Below are 22,984 nucleotides of genomic sequence, written 5' to 3'. Positions count from 1 at the left end.
GGCTGAATCGCGCCTGACGCAGGGTCGCGGATCCGACCCGCTGAGGAATGATCATAATCCACAATATTATGTATGCCAATTGGCATTTATGACTCTTCGACAGCTTCGTAAGCATAAAGTCAAAGTGTAATTATCACTTTCGCTTTCGCGGTATGTGAATAGATATCCACATGACGGAGTATCCTTCCCCTGCGATATATGAAGAATAAATGACAAATGAATAGCGATAACGCTGAGGAATATAATCGAACGAATAATCACGCCCTACACTGAATGCCAGCGAGCCCTCGGCGCAGAGAACGGGCGAGCCCCCGCTCGTGGCGTGGCGATTACGATTCTAAATTGGAAAAAAGCCAGAGCGCCCGGCGCCGTCCGAACCACGTCAGACACCCCGCCGACGCGCGCGGAAGGCGCAAGAACCACCGCAAACAAAAAGGGCGCGCCCGAAGGCGCGCCCTGTGAAGCGTCGATGGTGCAGCGGAGGACTACTCGGCGGCGACCACCTTCTTGGCGGAAGCCAGGCTCGCGGCGCGGCGGCCATGAGCGGCGGAGAGCGGCTTGAGCACCACGAGCGCCATGACGGCGGCGATGATGTTGAGCGCCGCGGCCGAGACGAACACCGCGTGCCAGCTGCCGGTCACGGTGGTGAGGATCGAGGTGAACGGCACGATCAGCGCGGCGGTGCCCTTGGCGGTGTAGAGCAGGCCGGCATTGGTGGTGGCGAACTTCGAGCCGAAGGCGTCGCCGCACATCGCCGGGAACAGCGAGTAGATCTCGCCCCAGGCGAAGAAGACGAGGCCGGTCAGGATGACGAACAGCACCGGGTTGGTGCCGAGCACCGAGAGCGCGTAGATGCCGACGCCCTCGATGGCGAAGGCGATGAACATCGTGTTCTCGCGGCCGATCTGGTCCGACACCCAGCCGAAGAACGGACGGGTCAGGCCGTTCAGCACGCGGTCGATCGCGGCGGCGAAGGTGAGCGCCGGCAGGGTGATGCCGATGAGGCTGACCGGAATGTCGGCGATGCCGAAATCCTTGGCGATCGGGCCGAGCTGGGCGGTCGCCATCAGGCCGCCGGCGGCCATCATGACGAACATCGCATACATCACCCAGAACAGCGGGCTGGTCAGCATCTCCTTCGGCGAGAAATCGCGCGCGCTCTGCTTCACGCTGGCGGCGACCTTCGCCGCGACGGCCGCGATCTGCTCCTTCTTCGGCGCCATCAGGAACAGGCCGAAGATGAAGATGACGATGCCCTGGCCGATGCCGAAGTAGAAGAACGCGGCCTCGTAGCCCTGATTCTTGATCATGTTCTGGATCGGGATGACCGTGAGGGCCGAACCCGCGCCGAAGCCGGCGGCGGTGATGCCCGCGGCGAGGCCACGACGATCCGGGAACCACTTCAGCGAATTGCCGACGCAGGTGCCATAGACGGCGCCAGCGCCGATACCGCCGAGCGCGGCCGCAACGTACAGCGTCGTCAGCGAGGTGGCGTAGGAATTCAGCACCCAGGCGAGGCCGCAGAACAGGCCGCCGAACAGCACGACGATGCGCGGGCCGTACTTGTCGACGAACCAGCCCTCGACCGGCACCAGCCAGGTCTCGGTCACGATGAAGATGGAGAAGGCGACCTGGATCGCGGCGCGATCCCAGCCATGCGCTTCCTGCATCGGGTTCACGAAGAAGGTCCAGCCATACTGCATGTTGGCGATCATGCACATGCAGATGACGCCGAACACGAGCTGGAACCAGCGCGTCTTATTCACGGATGACGTTGCGGCAGTTGTCATTGTTTCCTCGAACGTTTCCCAGCGTAATGACAGCACGATACTGATGTTGTTCTTATTGATTGCGCACCGGACGCACAGCACACGCAGGGGCAGCGTCCGGCTATTACGGACGTCATACTACGGTTTTTTGGATTATGCAAAATTTTGCATACCACGTACCCGAAATTTTCACAGCTCCTACATTCCCAATGGGAATATGACGCTAGGGAATACATGCGATTACTTCCGTTGCGGCATGCCGCAACGACGGCACCGGCGACAGTTGCGTCAGGCCGGCGGCGGCAGCGGGAAGCGCGGGAAAATCCGGTGACGCCGGGCAAACGCCGGCAACCCGGTGCGGCCACGTCAGCCGGCCACCGGGGCGTGCGATGGACATTCGGTATATGTTATATGATGTTATTATCCGTCGTGACCGCCGGGAATCACCATGGCGGCACGGCCAGCCCGCGCGGGGCACCCGCTTCGACGCGCGGCCGACACAACAACAACAACAAGAACGACACGAATTGACGAGGAAGCCCGTGGAAAGCGCCGATCCCCAGAACCGGTTGAATATCGCGCCGCTCGCCGCGAACACCAGCCTGCGCACGCTCGCCTATGACGCCATCAAGAAGGCCATCACCGAGATGGACATGTATGGCCAGGAGAGCGAGATCCGCCTGGACGAGCGCCAGCTCTCGCAGGATCTCGGCGTCAGCCGCACGCCGATCCGCGAGGCGCTCACCGTGCTGGAGCAGGAGGGCTTCGTCCGCTCCGTGCCCCGCCGCGGCATCTTCGTGGTGCGCAAGTCCAAGCGCGAGATCATCGACATGATCATCGTCTGGGCCGCACTGGAGAGCATGGCCGCCCGCCTCGCCGCCAGCCGCGCCAGCGACCGCGACCTCGCAAGCCTGCGCGACGTCTTCCACGATTTCGAGGACGAGGCGCTCGCCAACCATATGAACGAGTACTCGGACGCCAATATCCGCTTCCACCAGACCATCATCCGCCTGTCCGGCTGCGAGATGATCGGCGAGATGACCGAGAACCTGTTCATCCATATCCGTGGCATCCGCGCCGTCTCGGTGCGGCAGGAGAATCGCTCCGAGCGCTCGCTGCAGGAGCACCGGGCCATCATCGCCGCCCTGGTGGGACGCGACGCCGACCTCGCCGAGCGGCTCGTGCGCGAGCACACGCTCGGCCTCGCCGCGCATGTGGAAAAGCACGGCAAGTTCCCGTCCTGACACGAGGCGGTGCGGCCGGCGGCGCCTTCGCGGCGCGCCGGCCCGAAATACGCCGGCCCCGCCGCTTCCGAACTTTTGCCTGCCGCTGACTGCAAAGTGTTCAGCCGCCCTCGCCATGCGCACCGAGCCGTGGTATATTGCATACGTAAGTCGGCATACGCCCTCGTAAGGCCTTGAAAAGAAAGGGCTAGGCGGTCACTGACGCTAGGGAATAGGGAGCGCCACCGCCCCGGGAACAGGGGAAATCCGGATTGACTGTTGGTATTTGGTATGCCAACTTCCTCGAAATCCCCGGCGGAACTTCCGCAGAGGAGTGTCCGTGAGCAGCAAGGCAGTCGCAAGCAAGCGCTGGCAAAGCGGTGATCATGGCCTGACCATCGAACGCCTGCCGGCCAAGGAGAGCTTCAAGAGCAAGGCCTACGCCGCTCTCAAGGAAGCCATCACCCACATGAATATCTACGGCTCGACAGAGCCGTTGCTGCTCGATGAGCGGGATATTTCGGAGCGTCTCGGCGCAAGCCGGACGCCCATCCGCGAGGCGGTCGCGATGCTGGAGCAGGAAGGCCTGCTCCGCGCGGTGCCCCGGCGGGGAATTATGGTGGTTCGCCGCAGCAAGGCCGAGATCATCGAGATGATCGAGGCCTGGGCGGCGCTCGAAAGCATGGCGGCCCGCCTCGCGACGCAGCGTGCGAGCGACGAGGCGATCGCCGAGCTGAGGAATTTGTTCAAGGAGTTCGATCTGACCCGGATCGAGCGTGATCGGTGCGACGAATATTCAAGTGCGAATATCGAGTTTCACCAGGCGCTTATCCGGCTGAGCGGCTCCAGCCTGCTCGCGGCGATGACGGAGAACCTGTTCTTTCACGTACGGGCCATCCGCCACCGCACGATCTTCGAACTGGACCGGGCGCAGCGTTCGGCGGCCGACCACAAGGAGATCATTCTTGCACTCGAGGCGCGGGACGCGGACCGCGCCGAGCGTCTGGTTCGCGACCATACGCTCCGGCTCGCGCGGCACGTCGAGAGCCACGTAGACCTAGATTAGGGCGGCAGAACACGCCGAAGGAAAGTTTGGGAGGGAATAACGGATGTCCGCAGTCGCACAGGTTATTGACGTAAACGCAGCCGCCGATGCCGAGCCGGAGCTCACCGACGGCTTCCACCTCGTCATCGATGCGCTGAAACTCAACGGTATCGAGACGATCTACGGAGTGCCCGGCATTCCGATCACCGACCTCGGGCGCATGGCGCAGGCCGAGGGCATCCGGGTCATCTCGTTCCGCCACGAACAGAATGCCGGCAACGCGGCCGCCATCGCCGGCTTCCTCACCAAGAAGCCGGGCATCTGTCTCACCGTCTCCGCGCCGGGCTTCCTCAACGGCCTGACCGCGCTCGCCAACGCGACCACCAACTGCTTCCCCATGATCCTCATCTCGGGCTCCTCGGAGCGCGAGATCGTCGACCTCCAGCAGGGCGACTATGAGGAGATGGACCAGCTCGCCATCGCCAAGCCGCTGTGCAAGGCCGCCTTCCGCGTGCTGCATGCGGCCGATATCGGCATCGGCGTCGCCCGCGCCATCCGCGCGGCGGTTTCGGGCCGTCCGGGCGGCGTCTATCTCGATCTGCCGGCCAAGCTGTTCTCGCAGGTGATGGATGCCGAAGCCGGCGCCAAGTCGTTGGTCAAGGTGATCGACGCGGCTCCCGAGCAGCTCCCCGCCCCGTCCGCCGTGGCCCGTGCGCTCGAGGTGCTGAAGTCGGCGAAGAAGCCGCTCATCATCCTCGGCAAGGGTGCCGCCTATGCGCAGGCCGACGAGGAGATCCGCTCCTTCATCGAGACCACCGGCATTCCGTTCCTGCCGATGTCGATGGCCAAGGGCCTGCTGCCCGACACCCATCCGCTGTCGGCCGGCGCCGCCCGCTCCACCGTCCTCAAGGACTCCGACGTCGTCCTCTTGATCGGCGCGCGCCTCAACTGGCTGCTGTCGCACGGCAAGGGCAAGACCTGGGGCGATGCGCCCAAGAAGTTCATCCAGGTCGACATCGAGCCGAAGGAGATGGACTCCAACGTCGAGATCGTCGCCCCGCTCGTGGGTGATATCGGCTCGGTCGTCGCGGCCCTCAACGCCGGCGTGAAGTCCGGCTGGCAGGCTCCCCCGGCGACCTGGCTCGACGAGATCAAGGCGCGCAAGGAAGTGAACATCTCCAAGATGTCGCAGCGCCTGCTGAAGAACTCCACCCCGATGGACTTCCACTCGGCGCTTGGCGCGCTGAAGCAGGTCATCAAGGAGCGTCCCGACGCGATCCTCGTCAATGAGGGCGCCAACACGCTCGACCTCGCCCGGGGCGTCATCGACATGTACCAGCCGCGCAAGCGCCTGGACGTCGGCACGTGGGGCGTGATGGGCATCGGCATGGGCTTCGCCGTCGCCGCCGCCGTCGAGACCGGCAAGCCGGTGCTGGCGGTCGAGGGCGACAGCGCCTTCGGCTTCTCCGGCATGGAGGTCGAGACGATCTGCCGCTACGACCTGCCGGTCACGATCGTTATCTTCAACAATAACGGCATCTATCGCGGCCTCGACACCGACCCGACCGGCCGCGATCCCGGCACCACCGTCTTCGTCAAGGGTTCGCGCTACGACAAGATGATGGAGGCGTTCGGCGGCGTTGGCTACAACGTCACCACCCCGGACGAGCTGAAGAAGGCCGTCGACGAGGCGATGAACTCGGGCAAGCCGAGCCTCATCAATGCCGTGATCGATCCGGCCGCCGGCAGCGAGAGCGGCAATATCGGCAGCCTCAATCCGCAGAGCGTCGTGAAGAAGAAGTAATTCCAGCCGGGGCAGGCGGGGAGCGGCTCCCCACCTCGCCTGCCCCATTTATCGCACCAAACAAAAACGGCGAAAAACGCCGATAAACTCTTGAGAGGAAATGCCATGGGAAAGGCTTTGGACGGTGTTCGCGTCCTCGATTTCACCCATGTTCAGTCCGGCCCCACCTGCACGCAGCTGCTTGCCTGGTTCGGGGCCGACGTGATCAAGGTTGAGCGTCCGGGCGAGGGGGATGTCACCCGCGCCCAGCTTCGTGATGTCCCGAATGCGGACAGCCTCTATTTCACGATGCTGAACTCCAACAAGCGCTCCATCACGCTCGACACCAAGAACCCCGAGGGCAAGAAGGTGCTCGAGGAACTGGTGAAGGTCTGCGACGTGATGGTCGAGAATTTCGCCCCCGGCGCGCTCGACCGCATGGGCTTCACCTGGGAGCGCATCCAGGAACTCAACCCGCGCATCATCCTCGCCTCGGTGAAGGGCTTCGGTCCCGGCCCGTTCGAAGACTGCAAGGTCTATGAGAACGTCGCCCAGTGCACCGGCGGCTCCGCCTCCACCACCGGTTTCCGCGATGGCCTGCCGCTGGTCACCGCCGCCCAGATCGGCGATTCCGGCACCGGCCTGCACCTCGCCCTCGGCATTGTCACCGCGCTCTACCAGCGCACGCTGACCGGCCGCGGCCAGAAGGTGATGTGCGCCATGCAGGATTCGGTGCTGAACCTGTGCCGCGTCAAGCTGCGCGACCAGCAGCGCCTCGAGCGCGGCCCGTTGCGCGAATACAGCCAGTTCGGCGAGGGCATCCCCTTCGGCGAGGCCGTGCCGCGCGCCGGCAACGATTCGGGCGGTGGCCAGCCGGGCCGCATCCTGAAGTGCAAGGGCTGGGAGACCGACCCCAACGCCTACATCTATTTCATCACCCAGGCTCCGGTCTGGGAGAAGATCTGCGACGTCATCCACGAGCCCGAGTGGAAGACCGACCCCGCCTATGCCACGCCGGCCGCGCGCCTGCCGCACCTCAACGAGATCTTCACCCGTATCGAATCGTGGACCATGGCCCACACCAAGTTCGAGGCGATGGAGATCCTCAACAAGTACGACATCCCGTGCGGCCCGGTGCTCTCCATGAAGGAGATCGCCGAGGACCAGTCGCTCTACGCGACCGGCACCCTGGTCGAGATCGACCACCCCACGCGCGGCAAGTACCTGACGGTCGGCAACCCCATCAAGCTGTCGGACAACGACGTTGAGGTGGAGCGCTCGCCGCTGCTGGGCGAGCACACTGAGGAGATCCTCGCCGGCGTGCTTGGCCTTGGCCATGCGGAGCTGGAGCGCATCAAGGCCTCCGGCGCCGTCGGCCAGGCGGTTCGTCTCGCGGCGGAATGAGTTGGAACCGGCCGACGCCCGGCAGCGTCGGCGGATAAGACGGAGGCCGCGCGAAGCGCTGCGGTCATCCGGAGAAGACAAACCGCCGGGCGGCGAGCGCAAATCGCGCCGACGCCTGGCGGGTTGCGAGGCCAGGGTGAGCGAAAAGAAGTCGTGAAGTTTTCGCGAGTTGAAGCAGCACGTCGACGCACCACCTGGGAGTAGCCTCATGTTCCCTTGGGGAACAGGGGCTTGGGGAGAAGTAAGGCTTTCCATCCAAGAGGGATGGAAAAGCTCAATCCGGCGGCAGGGTGAGCCTCCGTCCGGACTGTTAACGCTGAAAAGGGAAGTCGACCGAGATGTCCAAGCCGCTCGAAGGTATAAAGATCATCGATTTCACGCACGTCCAGGCCGGTCCTGCCTGCACGCAGCTTCTCGCCTGGTTCGGCGCCGACGTGATCAAGGTCGAGCGCCCCGGCGCGGGCGACGTCACGCGCTCGCAGCTGCGCCACGTCAAGGACGCGGACGCGCTCTACTTCACCATGCTGAACTCGAACAAGCGTTCGCTGACGCTCGACACCAAGACCCCGCAGGGCAAGGAAGTCCTGACCAAGCTCATCAAAGAGTCGGACGTCATGGTCGAGAACTTCGGCCCCGGCGCGCTCGACCGCATGGGCTTCACCTGGGAGCACATCCAGGAGCTCAACCCGGGCATGATCCTCGCCTCGGTGAAGGGCTTCTCGGAAGGTCACGCCTATGAGGACCTGAAGGTCTACGAGAACGTCGCGCAGTGCGCCGGCGGCGCCGCCTCCACCACCGGCTTCTGGGATGGCCCGCCGACCGTGTCGGCCGCCGCTCTCGGCGACAGCAACACCGGCATGCACCTCGCCATCGGCATCCTGACCGCGCTCCACCAGAAGGTGAAGACCGGCAAGGGCCAGAAGGTCGCCGTGTCGATGCAGGATTCGGTGCTGAACCTCTGCCGCGTCAAGCTGCGCGACCAGCAGCGCCTCGACGCGCTGGGCTACCTCGAAGAGTATCCGCAGTACCCGCATGGCGAGTTCTCGGACGTCGTTCCGCGCGGCGGTAACGCGGGCGGCGGCGGCCAGCCGGGCTGGGTGCTGAAGTGCAAGGGCTGGGAGACCGACCCGAACGCCTACATCTACTTCACCATTCAGGGCCATGCCTGGGCGCCGATCTGTAAGGCTCTCGGCAAGCCGGAGTGGATCGACGATCCGGCCTACAACACCGCCGAAGCCCGCCAGGACAAGATCTTCGACATCTTCGCCTTCATCGAGTCCTGGCTCGCCGACAAGACGAAGTTCGAGGCCATCGACATCCTGCGCAAGTTCGACATCCCCTGCGCGCCGGTGCTGTCGATGAAGGAAATCGCCAACGACCCGTCGCTGCGCAAGAGCGGCACCGTGGTCGAGGTCGATCACCCCAAGCTCGGCAAGTACCTGACCGTCGGTTCGCCGATCAAGTTCTCGGACGTCGAGGTCGAGATCACCGCCTCGCCGCTGCTCGGCCAGCACACCAACGAAGTGCTCGCCGACCTCGGCTACTCGCAGGAGGAAATCTCCGCCCTGCACGACGCCAAGGCGGTGTGATCTATTGATACGGGGCGGCGCCGGGCGCGCCGCCCTCCCCGCGGGGCGTCCCGCGGCAGGTTTGGCCTACCCGATCCCAATCGTACGGCGTCGCCGGCGACGGGCGGGAACGGCCCTCCGAGCCTCCCGGAGCAGGACGAAGGGATTCCCCGACGTTCGGTTCCTCCTAGGCGACTGATGCCGGCGAACCTGGAGAGCAGGGCGCCGGCATTTTTTTTGATGACCGCTCGCCACCCAAAACAGGTCGTCATCCCGGAAGGGCCGTCGGGCCCTATCCGGGATCGCGTGAAGGTAAAGTGGCCTTATCCTGCGCACGATCCCGGCTCTGCGCTGCGCGTGGCCGGGATGACGGCTATGGGGAAGACGAAGACGGGGGCCAGGAGGTGGCGAACAGGCAGCCCTCACAGCCCCGAATAGCGCGTGGTCAGCCGCCGCGCGGCCTCCCTCACCTGCGCGCCGAGGTCGACGATGCGCTCGGGCGACATGCGCACGGTCGGGGCGGAGATGGAGATCGCCCCCACCGGCTCGCGCCATTCGTCCAGCACCGCCGCCGCCACGCAGCGCATGCCGGGCGTGTGCTCCTCGTCGTCGATGGAATAGCCGCGCTCGGCGATGTCCGCGAGGTCGGCCTGCAAGGCGCGCCGGCTGACATGGGTGTGCTCGGTGAAGCGCTGCAACTGGTCGCCCCCTAACCAGGCGCGACGCGCGTCCGGGTTCATCGCCGCCAGGATCGCCTTGCCACCGCCGGAGGCGTGGATCGGCAGCGCGCCACCGATGCGGAAGAAGGCGCGGACCGCCGCATGGCTTTCCACCTGCGCGACGCAGATCAGCTGCGGCCCCTCGATCAGCGACAGGTTCACCGTCTCGTTCACGCCATGGGACAGCTCGCGCAGCAGCATGCGGGAAATCTCCGGCAGCTTGCGGATGCGCAAATAGGCCGAGCCGACACGGAACAGCCCGAGCCCGACCATCCAGTGGCCGGTCGAGGGGTCATGCCCCACCAGGCCGCGCCGCTCCAGCGTGGTCAGCAGGCGATGCACGGTCGACGTCGGCAGTTCGGCGGAACGTGCCACCTCGCTCAGCGTCAGCCCGTCGGACTGCGCCAGCACCTCCAGCAGCGCGATGGCGCGATCCAGCGACTGCACCTCCCCGCCCGTCTCGGTGCCGCCACCGGAGGACGGGCGGCCACGGCGGCGTGTCGTCGAGACGACGTCGGTCATCGGCATTTCATCCCTAGCGTCTTCCATCCCGCGCCGCTCCGCTCGCCTGCCTTATTGGTTATGCCATCGGCCGGTCCGGAGCTCGCCTTAGCATAAAGGCGCATCTCGTATTTTTTCGCAAACCAGAAATACATCCCATATTGCGGAAATCATCGGGGCGTGGCATGTTTTCCTCGATTTCGGAAATTCATCCCGAACTGCGGGAAGAATGATGCCGCCCTGCAGCATGGCGCCTTGCGCGTCCACACATGCCGGCGGCAACCGGAACCGGAGATTTGTACAGGTTCGAAGGCCGGTGCGGGCACCGCCAGCCCCCAAGCAGGGGTGATGCCCATGCCGGCGACAATGTCGCCAGGAGGAAGTGCCATGGCCAAGATGCGTGCCGTCGATGCCGCGATCCGCATTCTCGAGAAGGAAGGCGTGACCACCGCTTTCGGTGTTCCGGGTGCCGCGATCAATCCGCTCTATTCCGCCATGCGCGCCCACGGCAAGACGCGCCATGTGCTGGCACGCCATGTCGAGGCCGCCTCGCACATGGCCGAGGGCTACACCCGCGCCAAGGCCGGCAATATCGGCGTGTGCATCGGCACCTCCGGCCCGGCCGGCACCGATATGATCACCGGCCTGTATTCGGCCGCCGCCGATTCGATCCCGATCCTGTGCATCACCGGTCAGGCGCCGCGCGCGCGCCTCTACAAGGAAGACTTCCAGGCGGTCGACATCGAATCGATCGCCAAGCCGGTCGCCAAATGGGCCGTCATGGTCCGCGAGCCGGCGCTGGTGCCGATGGTGTTCCAGCAGGCGTTCCACGTCATGCGCTCGGGCCGTCCGGGCCCGGTACTGATCGATCTGCCGATCGACGTTCAGCTCGCCGAGATCGAGTTCGACGAGGACACCTACGCGCCGCTCGAAGTCTACAAGCCGAAGGCGACGCGCAAGCAGGCCGAGAAGGCCATTGCCATGCTGAACGAGGCCGAGCGCCCGCTCATCGTCTCGGGCGGCGGCATCATCAATGCCGATGCGTCGGACAAGCTGGTCGAGTTCGCCGAACTCACCGGCGTGCCGGTCATCCCGACCCTGATGGGCTGGGGCACCATTCCCGACGACCACGACCTGATGGCCGGCATGTGCGGCCTGCAGACCTCGCATCGCTACGGCAATGCCACGATGCTGGCGTCGGACTTCGTGTTCGGCATCGGCAATCGCTGGGCGAACCGCCACACCGGCTCGGTCGACGTCTACACCAAGGGCCGCAAATTCATCCATGTCGACATCGAGCCGACCCAGATCGGCCGCGTCTTCGGCCCCGATCTCGGCATCGTCTCGGATGCCGGCGCCGCGCTCGACCTCTTCATCGAGGTGGCCAGGGAATACAAGGCGGCCGGCAAGCTGAAGGACCGTTCCGAATGGGCGGCGGAATGCCTCGCGCGCAAGCAGACCATGCTGCGCAAGACGCATTTCGACAACGTTCCGCTGAAGCCGCAGCGCGTCTATGAGGAGATGAACGAAGCCTTCGGCCGCGACACCCGCTACGTCTCGACCATCGGCCTCAGCCAGATCGCCGGCGCGCAGATGCTGCACGTCTACAAGCCGCGCAACTGGATCAATTGCGGCCAGGCCGGCCCGCTCGGCTGGACCCTGCCGGCGGCGCTCGGCGTGCGCGCGGCGGATCCGGATGCGGAGATCGTGGCGCTGTCGGGCGACTATGACTTCCAGTTCCTCATCGAGGAGCTGGCGGTCGGCGCCCAGCACAAGCTGCCCTACATCCATGTCGTCGTGAACAACTCCTATCTCGGGCTGATCCGCCAGGCGCAGCGCGGCTTCAACATGGACTTCGAGGTGTCGCTCGCGTTCGACAACATCAACGCGGCCGAGAATGCCGGCTACGGTGTCGACCATGTCGCGGTGGCCGAGGGCCTCGGCTGCAAGGCGGTGCGCGTCTCCTCGCCGAACGAGTTCAAGGACGCCTTCACCCGCGCCAAGGCGCTGATGAAGGAGCACCAGGTGCCGGTGGTGATGGAGTTCATCCTCGAGCGCGTCACCAACATCGCCATGGGCGTGGAGATCGACGCGGTCAACGAGTTCGAGGACGTGCTCGACCTGCCGCTGCCGACCAAGGAAAATGCGTGAGGCGCTAGCAGCGTGACGCGGCGGGGCATGTCCCCGCCGTAACGCTGTCGGAAGCTTTTGCTTCCGTCATCGCGCGCTTTCATGCCAACGACAGGAAAGTGCGCCCATACCGTCGCCGGGACCGCTCGCTCGCGAGCGCGCCCCGCGTCCCATAATCCTGTCCCTGCCTAGGAGCGGTCCATGCCCCGTTTTGCCGCCAATCTCACCATGCTGTTCAACGAGGTGCCCTTCCTCGACCGGTTCGAGAAGGCCGCCGAGGCCGGCTTCGCCGGAGTCGAATACCTCTTCCCCTATGATTTCCCGGCCGAGGAACTGGTCGCCAAGCTCAAGGCCCACGGCCTGAAGCAGGTGCTGCACAATCTGCCGGCCGGCAATTGGGGCGGCGGCGAGCGCGGCATCGCCATCCTGCCCGACCGCGTGGACGAGTTCCGCGCCGGCGTCGACAAGGCGATCGCCTACGCCACCGCGCTGGGCTGCCCGCAGGTCAACATCCTCGCCGGCATCGCCCCGGCCGGGGTCGAGCGCGAGGTGCTGCACAAAACCTTTGTCGAGAACCTGAAATATGCCGCGCCGCGCATCAAGGAAGCCGGCCTGAAGCTGCTGATCGAGCCGATCAACACGCGCGACATCCCCGGCTTCTTCCTGAACTACACGAAGCAGGCCAAGGCGATCATCGAGGAAGTCGGCTCCGACAACCTCTTCATCCAGTACGACATCTACCACATGCAGATCATGGAGGGCGATCTCGCCCGCACCATCGAGGCCAACCTGGCCGCCATCGCGCATATCCAGCTCGCCGACAATCCCGGCCGCAACGAGCCGGGCACCGGCGAGATCAATTACGAGTTCCTGTTCCGCCATCTCGACGCGATCGGCTACGCCGGCTGGGTCGGGTGCGAATACAAGCCCAAGGGCGACACCGTTGCCGGCCTCGGCTGGCTCAAGGCCCTCACCGGCGCGGCGTGACGTCGCGGCGCCCCAAGAAACTCAATCTAGGAAAACGAGGAAAAGACGATGGCAAAGGTTGGATTTGTCGGTCTCGGCATCATGGGCACGCCCATGGCCGGCCACCTCATCGACGCGGGCCACACGCTCTATCTCTATGACATCAAGCCGGTGCCCGCCGAGCTGACGGGCAAGGGCGGCGTCGCCTGCGCGACCGGCACCGAGGTGGCGAAGAATGCCGACATCATCATCACCATGGTGCCGGATACCCCGCATGTGGCCGCCGCGCTGTTCGGCGAGAACGGGATTGCGGCGGGTCTGACGGCGGGCAAGATCGTGGTCGACATGTCGTCGATCGCCCCCGTCGAGACCAAGGAATTCGCGGCGAAGATCAACGCGCTCGGCTGCGACTATCTCGACGCCCCGGTGTCGGGCGGCGAGGTCGGCGCCAAGGCCGCCTCGCTCACCATCATGGTCGGCGGCCCGGAAAAGGCCTTCGAGACGGTCAAGCCGCTGTTCGAGAAGATGGGCAAGAACATCACCCTGGTCGGCGGCAATGGCGACGGCCAGACCACCAAGGTGGCCAACCAGATCATCGTGGCGCTGAACATCCTCGCCGTCGGCGAGGCGCTGCTGTTCGCCTCCAAGGCCGGCGCCGACCCGGCCAAGGTGCGGCAGGCGCTGATGGGCGGCTTCGCCAATTCGCGCATCCTGGAAGTGCATGGCGAGCGCATGGTGAAGCGGACCTTCAATCCCGGCTTCCGCATCGAGCTGCACCAGAAGGACCTGAACCTCGCTCTGACCGGCGCGCGGCAGTTGCAGATGTCGCTGCCGTCCACCGCGCTGGCGCAGCAGCTGTTCTCCTCGGTCGCGGCCCATGGCGGCGCCGCGCTCGACCACTCCGCGCTGGTCAAGGCCCTGGAACTGCTCGCAAACCACACCGTCACGCCCGAGGCGTGAGCCGGCCGTTCCTCCCTCCCGTCCGGGACGGCCGCAGGCCGGCGGATCGGGCCACGGGGAACGATAGACCGATCCAATGATCTGATCGACTTTCGGGGGCGCCAAAAGCGCCCCCGAACTGTTTCCGAAGAACAGTAAGCATTGCTTCCCGATATGAATTGCACTGCCTGTGTAGTCTTTTGCGTCTACGGCGAGACAATTGTTCTGGTCTATACACCGTGGACAAAACACCATTTGTCGACGTAACTTGGCTCATGCGTCGCAAACACGCCCCGCGCCATGCGCGAAGCGGCCAAATATGCGCGACGTATTATCACGCCCAACACATAGCTCTTGACTAGGGCCGCATCGTCCCTGATCATGGCATACAAAATACCAATAAAGCACCGTGGGCCGCGGGGGCCCGCAGGGAAGCAGGAGGGAGTCCAATGAAGGTCTGCATCTATGGTGCCGGCGCCATCGGCGGCTATGTCGGTGTGCAGCTGAAGCGCGCCGGCGTCGACGTCAGCCTTGTCGCGCGCGGCGCCCATCTCGAAGCCATGAAGAAGAACGGCCTGAAGCTGCTCATCGACGGTGAGGAGCGGGTCGAACACATTCCGTGCTCCGACAATCCGGCCGAACTCGGCCCGCAGGACTACGTGATCGTCGCGCTGAAGGGCCATTCGGTGCCCGGCGTGGTCGACGCCATGCAGCCGCTGCTCGGCAACGACACCGCCGTCGTCACCGCCGTCAACGGCGTGCCCTACTGGTACTATTACAAGCACGGCGACCAGCTCGAAGGCCGCACGCTGGAAAGCGTCGATCCGGGCGGCAAGCAGTGGGCCGGCCTGCGCCCCGAGCGCGCCATCGGCTGCATCGTCTATCCCGCGACCGAGGTCGTGGCGCCGGGCGTCATCCAGCACGTCTATGGCGACAAGTTCCCTCTCGGCGAGCCCTCGGGCGAGATCACCGATCGCGTCACCAAGCTGTCCGAGGCGTTCGCCGCCGGCGGCCTGCGCGCGCCGGTGCTGCCGAATATCCGCGACGAGCTGTGGCTGAAGCTGTGGGGCAACCTCTGCTTCAACCCGATCAGCGCGCTCACCCACGCCACCCTCGACACCATCGCCTCCGATCCCGGCACCCGTGCGGTCGCCAAGGCGATGATGCTGGAAGCGCAGGAGATCGCGGTCCAGTCGGGCGTGAACTTCCGCGTCGGCGTCGAACGCCGCATCGATGGCGCAGGCGCGGTCGGCGCGCACAAGACCTCCATGCTGCAGGACCTGGAGCGGTCGCGCGCCATGGAGATCGACCCGCTCGTCACCGTGGTTCAGGAAATGGGCCGCCTCGCCGGCATCCCCACCCCGACCATCGACATCGTGCTCGCCCTGGTGCGTCAACGCGCCCAGATCGCCGGCTGCTACAATTGAGTTCCGGCAAAATGGCACATTGGGTTCGTTTCAGCCGCGCGGGCGCGACCGGTTTCGGCACGCTCGACGGCAACACCATCACCGTCCACACCGGCAACATGTTCAATGGCGCCCAGCCGACCGGAGAGCGCATCGCGCTCTCCGACGTCGCGCTGCTCGCGCCGACCGAACCGACGAAGGTCATCGCCCTGTGGAACAACTTCCATGCGCTGGCGGCCAAGCTCAACTCGCCGGTGCCGGCCGATCCGCTCTACCTGCTCAAGGCCGGCTCCAGCCTGACCAGCCCGGGCGCCACCGTCCGCCGTCCGTCCTCCTATGACGGCAAGGTGGTCTATGAGGGCGAGCTCGGTATCGTCATCGGCAAGACGGCGACCGCCGTTTCCGAGGACGAGGCCGGCGACTACATCTTCGGCTACACCTGCGTGAACGACATCACCGCCGCCGACATCATCAACAAGGACGCCACCTTCGCCCAGTGGGTGCGCGCCAAGAGCTTCGACGGCTTCGGCCCCTTCGGCCCGGTCGTCGCGACCGATGTCGATCCGGCTACGCTCGCCGTGCGCACGGTGCTGAACGGGCAGGAGCGCCAGAACTACCCGATCAGCGACATGGTGTTCTCGGCCCATCAGCTGGTGAGCCGCATCTCGCACGACATGACGCTGAATCCCGGCGACGTGATCTGCTGCGGCACCTCGGTCGGCGTCGGCACCATGAAGGATCCCTCCAACGCGGTGGAAATCGTGATCGAGGGCATCGGGACGCTCAGCAACACTTTCGTGCAGTAGCGCCCCGGCGCGCTAGCGCCTATAGGGAAATAGGATACGCCAATCGACGGGAGTGCCCTGGGCTCTTTGCCCCGTGCGCTCCCGGCCGTCCGGTTGTGGAGGAGCGGGATTAATGAACATCCATGAGTATCAGGCTAAGGGAGTGCTCCGCGAATTCGGGGTCCCGGTGCCCAGTGGCGTTGCGATTCTGAATGCGGCCGACGCGGATGCCGCCGCGGCGCAGGTCGCCGGCCCCGTGTGGGTTGTGAAGAGCCAGATCCACGCTGGCGGACGCGGCAAGGGCAAGTTTAAGGAGGCCGATGCCGGCGAGAAGGGCGGCGTGCGCGTCGTCAAGTCCGCCGCCGAGGCCGCCGCCAACGCCAAGCAGATCCTGGGCAAGACGCTGGTGACCATCCAGACCGGCCCCGCCGGCAAGCAGGTCAACCGCGTCTACATCGAGGAAGGCTCCGACATCGACAAGGAGTTCTACCTCTCCGCCCTGGTCGATCGCGCCACCTCGCGCGTCGCCTTCGTCGTCTCGACCGAAGGCGGCATGGACATCGAGGAAGTCGCCCACTCGACCCCCGAGAAGATCCACACCTTCGCGGTCGATCCCGCGACCGGCGTGATGCCGCATCACGGCCGCACCGTGGCCAAGGCGCTCGGCCTGTCCGGCGACCTCGCCAAGCAGGCGGGCGACCTCGTCACCAAGCTCTATGCCGCCTTCGTCGGCAAGGACATGGCGATGCTGGAGATCAACCCGCTGGTCGTCACCAAGGACGGCAAGCTGAAGTGCCTCGACGCCAAGATCTCCTTCGATTCGAACTCGCTCTACCGGCACCCGGACGTCGTCGCCCTGCGCGACGAGACCGAGGAGGACGCCAAGGAGATCGAGGCCTCGAAGTATGACCTCGCCTATATCGCGCTCGACGGCACGATCGGCTGCATGGTCAACGGCGCCGGCCTTGCCATGGCGACCCTCGACATCATCAAGCTCTACGGCGAGAGCCCGGCGAACTTCCTCGACGTCGGCGGCGGCGCCACGGAAGAGAAGGTGACGGCGGCGTTCAAGATCATCACCTCCGATCCGCAGGTGAAGGGCATCCTCGTCAACATCTTCGGCGGCATCATGAAGTGCGACGTCATCGCGCGCGGCGTCATCGCCGCGGTGAAGACGGTCGGCCTTTCGGTCCCGCTGGTGGTGCGCCTCGAGGGAACAAATGTCGAGGAAGGCAAACAGATCATCCGCGAATCGGGGCTCAACGTCATCCCGGCGGACGATCTCGACGATGCCGCCCAGAAGATCGTCAAGGCCGTGAAGGGAGCCGTCTGATGTCCGTTCTCATCACCAAAGAAACCAAGATCATCACCCAGGGCTTCACCGGCAAGAACGGCACCTTCCACTCCGAGCAGGCGCTGGCCTATGGCTCGAAGGTGGTTGGCGGCACCACGCCGGGCAAGGGTGGCACCACCCATCTCGGCCTGCCGGTGTTCGACACCGTCGCCGAGGCGCGCGAGAAGACCGGGGCCGACGCCTCGGTGATCTACGTGCCGCCTCCGGGCGCGGCCGACGCCATCTGCGAGGCGATCGCGGCGGAAATCCCGCTCATTGTCTGCATCACCGAGGGCATCCCGGTGCTCGACATGGTGAAGGTGCGCCGCGCGCTCGACGGCTCCAAGTCGCGCCTCGTCGGCCCGAACTGCCCCGGCATCGTCACCGCCGGCGAGTGCAAGATCGGCATTATGCCGGCCAACATCTTCAAGAAGGGCTCGGTCGGCGTCGTCTCGCGCTCCGGCACGCTGACCTATGAGGCGGTGTTCCAGACCTCGCAGGAAGGCCTCGGCCAGACCACCGCGGTCGGCATCGGCGGCGATCCGGTGAAGGGCACCGAGTTCATCGACGTGCTCGAACTGTTCCTCGCCGACGACGCCACCGAGTCGATCGTGATGATCGGCGAGATCGGCGGCTCGGCCGAGGAAGAAGCGGCCCAGTTCCTCAAGGACGAGGCCAAGCGCGGCCGCAAGAAGCCGATGGTCGGCTTCATCGCCGGCCGCACCGCCCCTCCCGGCCGCCGCATGGGCCATGCCGGCGCCATCATCTCCGGCGGCAAGGGCGGCGCCGAGGACAAGATCGCGGCGATGGAAGAGGCCGGCATCGTGGTCTCGCCCTCGCCGGCGCGCCTCGGCAAGACGCTGGTCGACGTGCTGAACAAGCGCGTCGCCGCCTGATCGCCTGCTGCACTGCAAAAAGAAAGCCCCGCGCCGGGAGACTGGCGCGGGGCTTTTCTGTTTCAGGCAAGGCGCCGGCACATGGCCGGCAGGCCAGCGTCACGCCGGGTAGCACTCCGGCGGCAGCGCCGCGATCTCTTCATTGCCAAGCGTCTCGGCGATCATGATCGTCATCCACGCATGGCACACGATGAGCAGCGGCAGGATGGGAAACACCGTCTCGAACATGCGCAGTCTCCGATCTCCATCTGTTGCGGTGCAACGTAACGGAGCCATCGGGTACTTGGTATACCTAATACCAGAAACCGGCATTGCATAAAATGCATGGCCGTCCCTCCGCGCGTGCGCGAAGGAGCGGCCGGCCGGTTTCAGCGCGGGCGGAAAGTGCCTGTCAGGTCAGGGCTGGGGCTGCGTCTGCGCGGGAACCGGAAGCCCCCAGGCCATGAACGCCTGGCGGAACGCCTGGTCGCCGGGCAGCCCCTTGTCCAGCACGAGGATGGCACGCCGGCCATTCTCGAAGACGACGGGAATGTCGAGGAAATTGCGGGTGATCAGCAGGCTGAGATTCCGCTGCCGGTCCGTTTCCAGCGAGGAAAGGCCGATCAGGAAATAGCCCGGCGCCACGCGCACCGCCAGTCCGGTCAGCGGCACGCCCTGCGCGCCTTCGGACGACTTCGCCCGCATGCCGGGGACATTCGAGGCCGCGCCGAGATCGAAATTCGGCGGCAGGTCGAACTGCACCTCGACGATGTGCGAGGCGGGAATGCTCGGATCCTGGTTCCGCCGGAGCCGCAGCGTCGCCTTGATGTTGCGGTCGGGAATGGTGACGACGGCGCGGATGCCGATATCCGGCTCCCCGCCCGCGCTGGGACGGAAGGTCTCGGTGCTCCAGAGCACGTTGCCGACATATTGCTGCAGGCCCTGGTCGCCGCCGCCGGCGCTCTCCTCGAACAGCACCGCGCGCTGCGCGACATCGAGGCTCTGCGGCTGGCCTTGCGGCACCGTTGGCTGGGCCGCCGGCGCCTGGGCGCCGTTGGTGGTGCCGTCCGACGGCGCCTGCGCGATGCGATCGGTCGACTTGCTCACCTCGGGCTGCGCCGAAACGGGCGCGCGGGCGGTCTGCGGCGCGGGCGACGACAGGCCGTTCATCCAGCCGATGATGGTGGCGCGCTGGGTGAACCCGACGGCGACGCCGGCCACGAGCAGCAGCCCGACGGCCGCGATACCGATCAGCCGGCCACGACCGCCCGAGCGCGCGGGCTCATCGACGCTCGCCGGGTGATGCTCGCCGGTCTCGCCAATATCGGAGGTCGCCTCGTTCTCCGTGTCCGTCCCACGATGCAGGGCGGCGAACGCATCGGTCGACGAAAGGCGGGTGCCTCCGCCCGACCACTGGTCGCGCTCGGGGCGAGAGATGCTGATCCCGCTGACATAATCGTCGTCATCGTCGCGCACCGGCGCGCGGGACGAGAAGAGTGGCGGCGCGGCAGGCTGCGGCTCGGCCGCCGGCTCGGCAGGCGCCGGCGCATAGGTCGGCGGCGGCTCGGGCGCGGGCTCCTCCGGCTCGCGGGGTGCGAAGTCGAACTCCGCCTCGGCCTCGGAGGCGTCGCCATAGTCGCGCTCGAGCCGCAGGATGGCCTCTTCCAGCGACTGCTGCTCGCGCGCGATATCCTCATCCCTGAGCGGCGGCTCCGCGCCACGCAGCTGTGTCAGCAACGCGCGGCGCGCGCGCTCATAGACGACCTTGCGGCCGGCTTCCGACTTGTCCGGAAGTCCGCCGATGGCGCGTGCGAGAAGCGGATAATAGTCGGCCATGCGCTAGCGGTTCGGTTCGCCGTTCACGATTCGAAGGGATTCTGTACCAGGATGGTATCATCGCGTTCGGGGCTGGTGGACAGCAACGCGACGGGGCACCCGATCAGTTCCTCGATTCGACGGACATATTTCACCGCCTCGGCCGGAAGGTCCGCCCAGGAGCGCCCCCCCGCCGTGGATTGGCTCCAGCCCTCGATGCTCTCATAGATCGGCTCGACCCGCGCCTGCGCATCCTGGCCGGCGGGGAAATAGTCGATCTCCTGCCCGTCGAGCTTGTAGCGCGTGCACACTTTCAGCTCGTCGAAGCCGTCCAGCACGTCGAGCTTGGTCAGCGCGATGCCGTTGATACCGGAGGTACGCACGGTCTGGCGCACCAGCACCGCGTCGAACCAGCCGCAGCGGCGCGGACGCCCGGTCACGGTGCCGAACTCATGGCCGCGCTCGCCGATCTTGCGGCCGATCTCGTCATGCAGCTCCGAGGGGAACGGGCCTTCGCCGACGCGCGTCGTGTAGGCCTTGGTGATGCCGAGCACATAGCCGATCGCGCCCGGGCCGAGGCCCGAACCCGTCGCCGCCTGCGACGCCACCGTGTTGGACGAGGTCACGAAGGGATAGGTGCCGTGGTCCACGTCGAGCAGCGCGCCCTGCGCGCCCTCGAACAAGATCTTGGAGCCGTGCCGGCGCTCGTCGTCGAGCAGCGCCCAGGTGCGGTCCATGAAGGGCAGCACCTTCGGCGCCACCTCGAGCAGCTCGGCGCGCAGCTTGGCGGCATCGACTTCCTCGATGCCCAGACCGCGCCGCAGCGGATTGTGATGGGCCAGCAGCCGGTCGATCTTCTCGGCCAGCGTGTCGGGGTACGAAAGGTCCACGAGGCGGATGGCGCGCCGGCCGACCTTGTCCTCATAAGCGGGGCCGATGCCGCGCTTGGTGGTGCCGATCTTGGTGCCGGTGGCGGCGGCATTCTCGCGGATGGCGTCGAGTTCGCGGTGCAGCGGCAGGATGAGAGAGACGTTCTCGGCGACGCGCAGACGCTCTGGCGACACCTCGACGCCCTGCCCGCGAATGCGGCCGATCTCGTCCATCAGCGCCCACGGGTCCAGCACCACGCCGTTGCCGATCACCGAGAGGCGCGCGCCGCGCACGAGGCCCGACGGCAACAGCGACAGCTTGTAGGTGTTGTTGCCGACGACCAGCGTATGACCGGCATTGTGCCCGCCCTGGAAGCGGACCACGACGTCCGCCTGCTCGCTGAGCCAATCGACGATCTTGCCCTTACCCTCGTCGCCCCACTGGGAACCGACGACGACCACATTCGCCACGAGCCAAGCTCCTGATTGCGTCGTGCAGACACCACCTTGCTGTGCCCGCACAGAGAAAACCCCGGCGAAGCTGTCCGACCGGGGCTGCAACCTCTTAAGGGATCGATCCGGGTCAGGCAAGGAATTGTCCGTCGCAGCCCCGTCACACCGCGCCCGCGTGGGACCGGCGGCGCCGGCGACAGGACGATATTGCAGCGCTGCAACCAGCCGGGCCTTGCCTTTGCGCCGCCCCGGCGGACCTATGTGACACAATATCTGCGCCGCGGAGATGTCCACATGACCGTCACCAGCCCGAATGTCGTCCCCTCCACTGCCGGCCTGCCGGCCGGTCTCGCCATGGGCGCGGTGCGGTTGCGCGTGCGCGATGCCGCCCGCTCGATCGCCTTCTATACCGGCACGGTCGGTCTGGCGCTGCTCGGCACCGATGCGGAGGGCACCGTTCGGCTTGGGGTGGGCAGCGAGGCGCTGATCGAGCTGGAGGAAAAGCCCGATGCCCGCCCGCGCCCGCGCGGCACGACCGGCCTGTTCCATGTCGCCATCCTCGTCCCCGACCGCCCCGCGCTCGCCATTGTGCTGCGCCGGCTGGTCGCGCAGCAGGTGCGCCTCGGCGCCTCCGACCACATCGTCAGCGAAGCGCTCTATCTCGACGATCCCGACGGCAACGGCATCGAGATCTACCGCGACCGCCCTGCGTCGGAATGGCGCTGGCAGGGCGGCACGGTGGAAATGGCGACCGATCACCTCGACGGCCGCGGCCTGCTGACTGAAGCGCCCGCAGGCGTTCCGCTCGACGCCCCGCTGCCGGCCGGCACGCGCGTCGGCCATGTGCATCTGCAGGTCGGCGACCTCGCCGGGGCGCGGCGCTTCTATGTCGAGCATTTCGGCTATGACATCACCACCGACCGTTATCCCGGCGCGCTGTTCGTCAGCGCGGGGCGCTACCATCACCATCTCGGGCTGAACATATGGCAGAGCCGGGGCGGCAACGCCGCGCCGCAGGACAGCGTCGGCCTCGTCCGCTACGAAGTCCTGCTCCCGCAGGCGAGCGACGTGGACGTGCTGCGCGAACGCCTCGCCGCCGCCGGCGAGAGCGTCACCGCCACGGCGAGCGGTTTCGAGGCCGCCGACCCATGGGGCACCAAGGTGCTGGTGCGCGCGGCGGGCTGAGGGGCGGATTCGCCAGCGCCATCCGTCCGGCATGAGCGACGATCAGATTAATTCATCGATCCCCCCGCTTCGCACGGCCGGAAAATGCTCTAGGTGACCGACTCATAACTTCGCAGCCAGATGCGGATTGATGCGAGTTGGATCGAGGCGAGGAAATTGTCGTCTCGCTTGTCGTAGCGGGTGGCGACGGCCCTGAAGTGTTTGAGCTTGTTGAAG

Annotated in this window: 18 protein-coding genes and 1 pseudogene; 13 read left to right on the top strand and 6 right to left on the bottom strand. The window is 65.9% G+C overall.

Annotation, left to right across the window (positions count from 1 at the left end; genetic code table 11):
- Nucleotides 1–485 precede the first annotated feature (485 nt).
- A complete protein-coding gene (oxlT, locus tag ACO2RV_RS09245) occupies nt 486–1,790 on the bottom strand; it encodes an oxalate/formate MFS antiporter (protein WP_423292115.1) in 1,305 nt (434 codons plus the stop codon).
- Nucleotides 1,791–2,311: 521 nt separating this feature from the next.
- Between oxlT and ACO2RV_RS09240 the strand changes: the two genes are divergently transcribed.
- From ACO2RV_RS09240 to frc (ACO2RV_RS09220), 5 genes are all read left to right on the top strand, one after another.
- A complete protein-coding gene (locus tag ACO2RV_RS09240; protein WP_423292113.1) occupies nt 2,312–3,013 on the top strand; it encodes a GntR family transcriptional regulator in 702 nt (233 codons plus the stop codon).
- 319 nt (nt 3,014–3,332) lie between these two features.
- Complete coding sequence (locus ACO2RV_RS09235) at nt 3,333–4,058, top strand: GntR family transcriptional regulator (RefSeq protein ID WP_423292111.1); 726 nt, start codon at nt 3,333–3,335, stop codon at nt 4,056–4,058.
- Nucleotides 4,059–4,101: 43 nt separating this feature from the next.
- The gene (oxc, locus tag ACO2RV_RS09230) at nt 4,102–5,841 is read left to right on the top strand and encodes an oxalyl-CoA decarboxylase (RefSeq protein ID WP_423292109.1); all 1,740 of its coding nucleotides are present in this window, start codon (nt 4,102–4,104) and stop codon (nt 5,839–5,841) included.
- Between the two features lie 105 nt (nt 5,842–5,946).
- A complete protein-coding gene (frc, locus tag ACO2RV_RS09225; RefSeq protein WP_423292107.1) occupies nt 5,947–7,224 on the top strand; it encodes a formyl-CoA transferase in 1,278 nt (425 codons plus the stop codon).
- Between the two features lie 338 nt (nt 7,225–7,562).
- The gene (gene frc, locus ACO2RV_RS09220) at nt 7,563–8,813 is read left to right on the top strand and encodes a formyl-CoA transferase (protein ID WP_423292105.1); all 1,251 of its coding nucleotides are present in this window, start codon (nt 7,563–7,565) and stop codon (nt 8,811–8,813) included.
- A 401-nt stretch (nt 8,814–9,214) separates the two neighbouring features.
- Here frc (ACO2RV_RS09220) and ACO2RV_RS09215 read toward each other — a convergent pair whose 3' ends face one another.
- A complete protein-coding gene (locus tag ACO2RV_RS09215) occupies nt 9,215–10,033 on the bottom strand; it encodes an IclR family transcriptional regulator (protein WP_423292103.1) in 819 nt (272 codons plus the stop codon).
- A 366-nt stretch (nt 10,034–10,399) separates the two neighbouring features.
- On the opposite strand from ACO2RV_RS09215, the gene gcl reads away from it, so the two are divergent.
- The 7 genes from gcl to sucD all read left to right on the top strand — a co-directional run bounded on the left by gcl (nt 10,400) and on the right by sucD (nt 18,467).
- Nucleotides 10,400–12,163 (top strand): glyoxylate carboligase, encoded by a 1,764-nt coding sequence (gene gcl, locus ACO2RV_RS09210; RefSeq protein WP_423292101.1) that lies wholly within the window; start codon nt 10,400–10,402, stop codon nt 12,161–12,163.
- 180 nt (nt 12,164–12,343) lie between these two features.
- A complete protein-coding gene (gene hyi / locus ACO2RV_RS09205) occupies nt 12,344–13,129 on the top strand; it encodes a hydroxypyruvate isomerase (RefSeq protein WP_423292099.1) in 786 nt (261 codons plus the stop codon).
- A 48-nt stretch (nt 13,130–13,177) separates the two neighbouring features.
- Entirely contained in the window at nt 13,178–14,068 is an 891-nt protein-coding gene (locus ACO2RV_RS09200) for a 2-hydroxy-3-oxopropionate reductase (RefSeq protein WP_423292097.1), read from the top strand.
- A gap of 428 nt (nt 14,069–14,496) precedes the next feature.
- Nucleotides 14,497–15,474, top strand: a complete 978-nt coding sequence (locus ACO2RV_RS09195; protein WP_423292095.1) for a 2-dehydropantoate 2-reductase — start codon at nt 14,497–14,499, stop codon at nt 15,472–15,474.
- 11 nt (nt 15,475–15,485) lie between these two features.
- On the top strand, nt 15,486–16,259 hold the full coding sequence (locus ACO2RV_RS09190) for a fumarylacetoacetate hydrolase family protein (protein ID WP_423292093.1): 774 nt from the start codon (nt 15,486–15,488) through the stop codon (nt 16,257–16,259).
- Between the two features lie 112 nt (nt 16,260–16,371).
- The gene (sucC, locus tag ACO2RV_RS09185; RefSeq protein WP_423292091.1) at nt 16,372–17,571 is read left to right on the top strand and encodes an ADP-forming succinate--CoA ligase subunit beta; all 1,200 of its coding nucleotides are present in this window, start codon (nt 16,372–16,374) and stop codon (nt 17,569–17,571) included.
- Nucleotides 17,571–18,467, top strand: coding sequence for a succinate--CoA ligase subunit alpha (sucD, locus tag ACO2RV_RS09180; RefSeq protein ID WP_423292089.1), 897 nt, complete (start codon nt 17,571–17,573; stop codon nt 18,465–18,467). Before sucC ends, sucD begins: the two co-directional genes overlap by 1 nt.
- Nucleotides 18,468–18,566: 99 nt before the next feature.
- On the opposite strand, the gene ACO2RV_RS09175 is transcribed toward sucD, so the two are convergent.
- From ACO2RV_RS09175 to ACO2RV_RS09165, 3 genes are all read right to left on the bottom strand, one after another.
- Nucleotides 18,567–18,695 carry a hypothetical protein gene (locus ACO2RV_RS09175; RefSeq protein WP_423292087.1) on the bottom strand — a complete coding sequence of 43 codons (129 nt, stop codon included), beginning with the start codon at nt 18,693–18,695 and terminating at the stop codon, nt 18,567–18,569.
- A 168-nt stretch (nt 18,696–18,863) separates the two neighbouring features.
- The gene (locus ACO2RV_RS09170; protein WP_423292085.1) at nt 18,864–20,282 is read right to left on the bottom strand and encodes a hypothetical protein; all 1,419 of its coding nucleotides are present in this window, start codon (nt 20,280–20,282) and stop codon (nt 18,864–18,866) included.
- A 23-nt stretch (nt 20,283–20,305) separates the two neighbouring features.
- A complete protein-coding gene (locus tag ACO2RV_RS09165; RefSeq protein WP_423292083.1) occupies nt 20,306–21,601 on the bottom strand; it encodes an adenylosuccinate synthase in 1,296 nt (431 codons plus the stop codon).
- Nucleotides 21,602–21,877: 276 nt separating this feature from the next.
- Between ACO2RV_RS09165 and ACO2RV_RS09160 the strand changes: the two genes are divergently transcribed.
- The gene (locus ACO2RV_RS09160; RefSeq protein ID WP_423292081.1) at nt 21,878–22,768 is read left to right on the top strand and encodes a VOC family protein; all 891 of its coding nucleotides are present in this window, start codon (nt 21,878–21,880) and stop codon (nt 22,766–22,768) included.
- 89 nt (nt 22,769–22,857) lie between these two features.
- On the opposite strand, the pseudogene ACO2RV_RS09155 reads toward ACO2RV_RS09160, so the two are convergent.
- Nucleotides 22,858–22,984: pseudogene (locus ACO2RV_RS09155) on the bottom strand (IS5/IS1182 family transposase); the annotation flags it as partial.

This window comes from Ancylobacter sp. VNQ12 (genome assembly GCF_049445835.1).
Lineage (GTDB): Bacteria > Pseudomonadota > Alphaproteobacteria > Rhizobiales > Xanthobacteraceae > Ancylobacter.
Note: the sequence above shows the minus strand (reverse complement) of the source record. Positions and strands in the feature narration are given on the sequence as shown.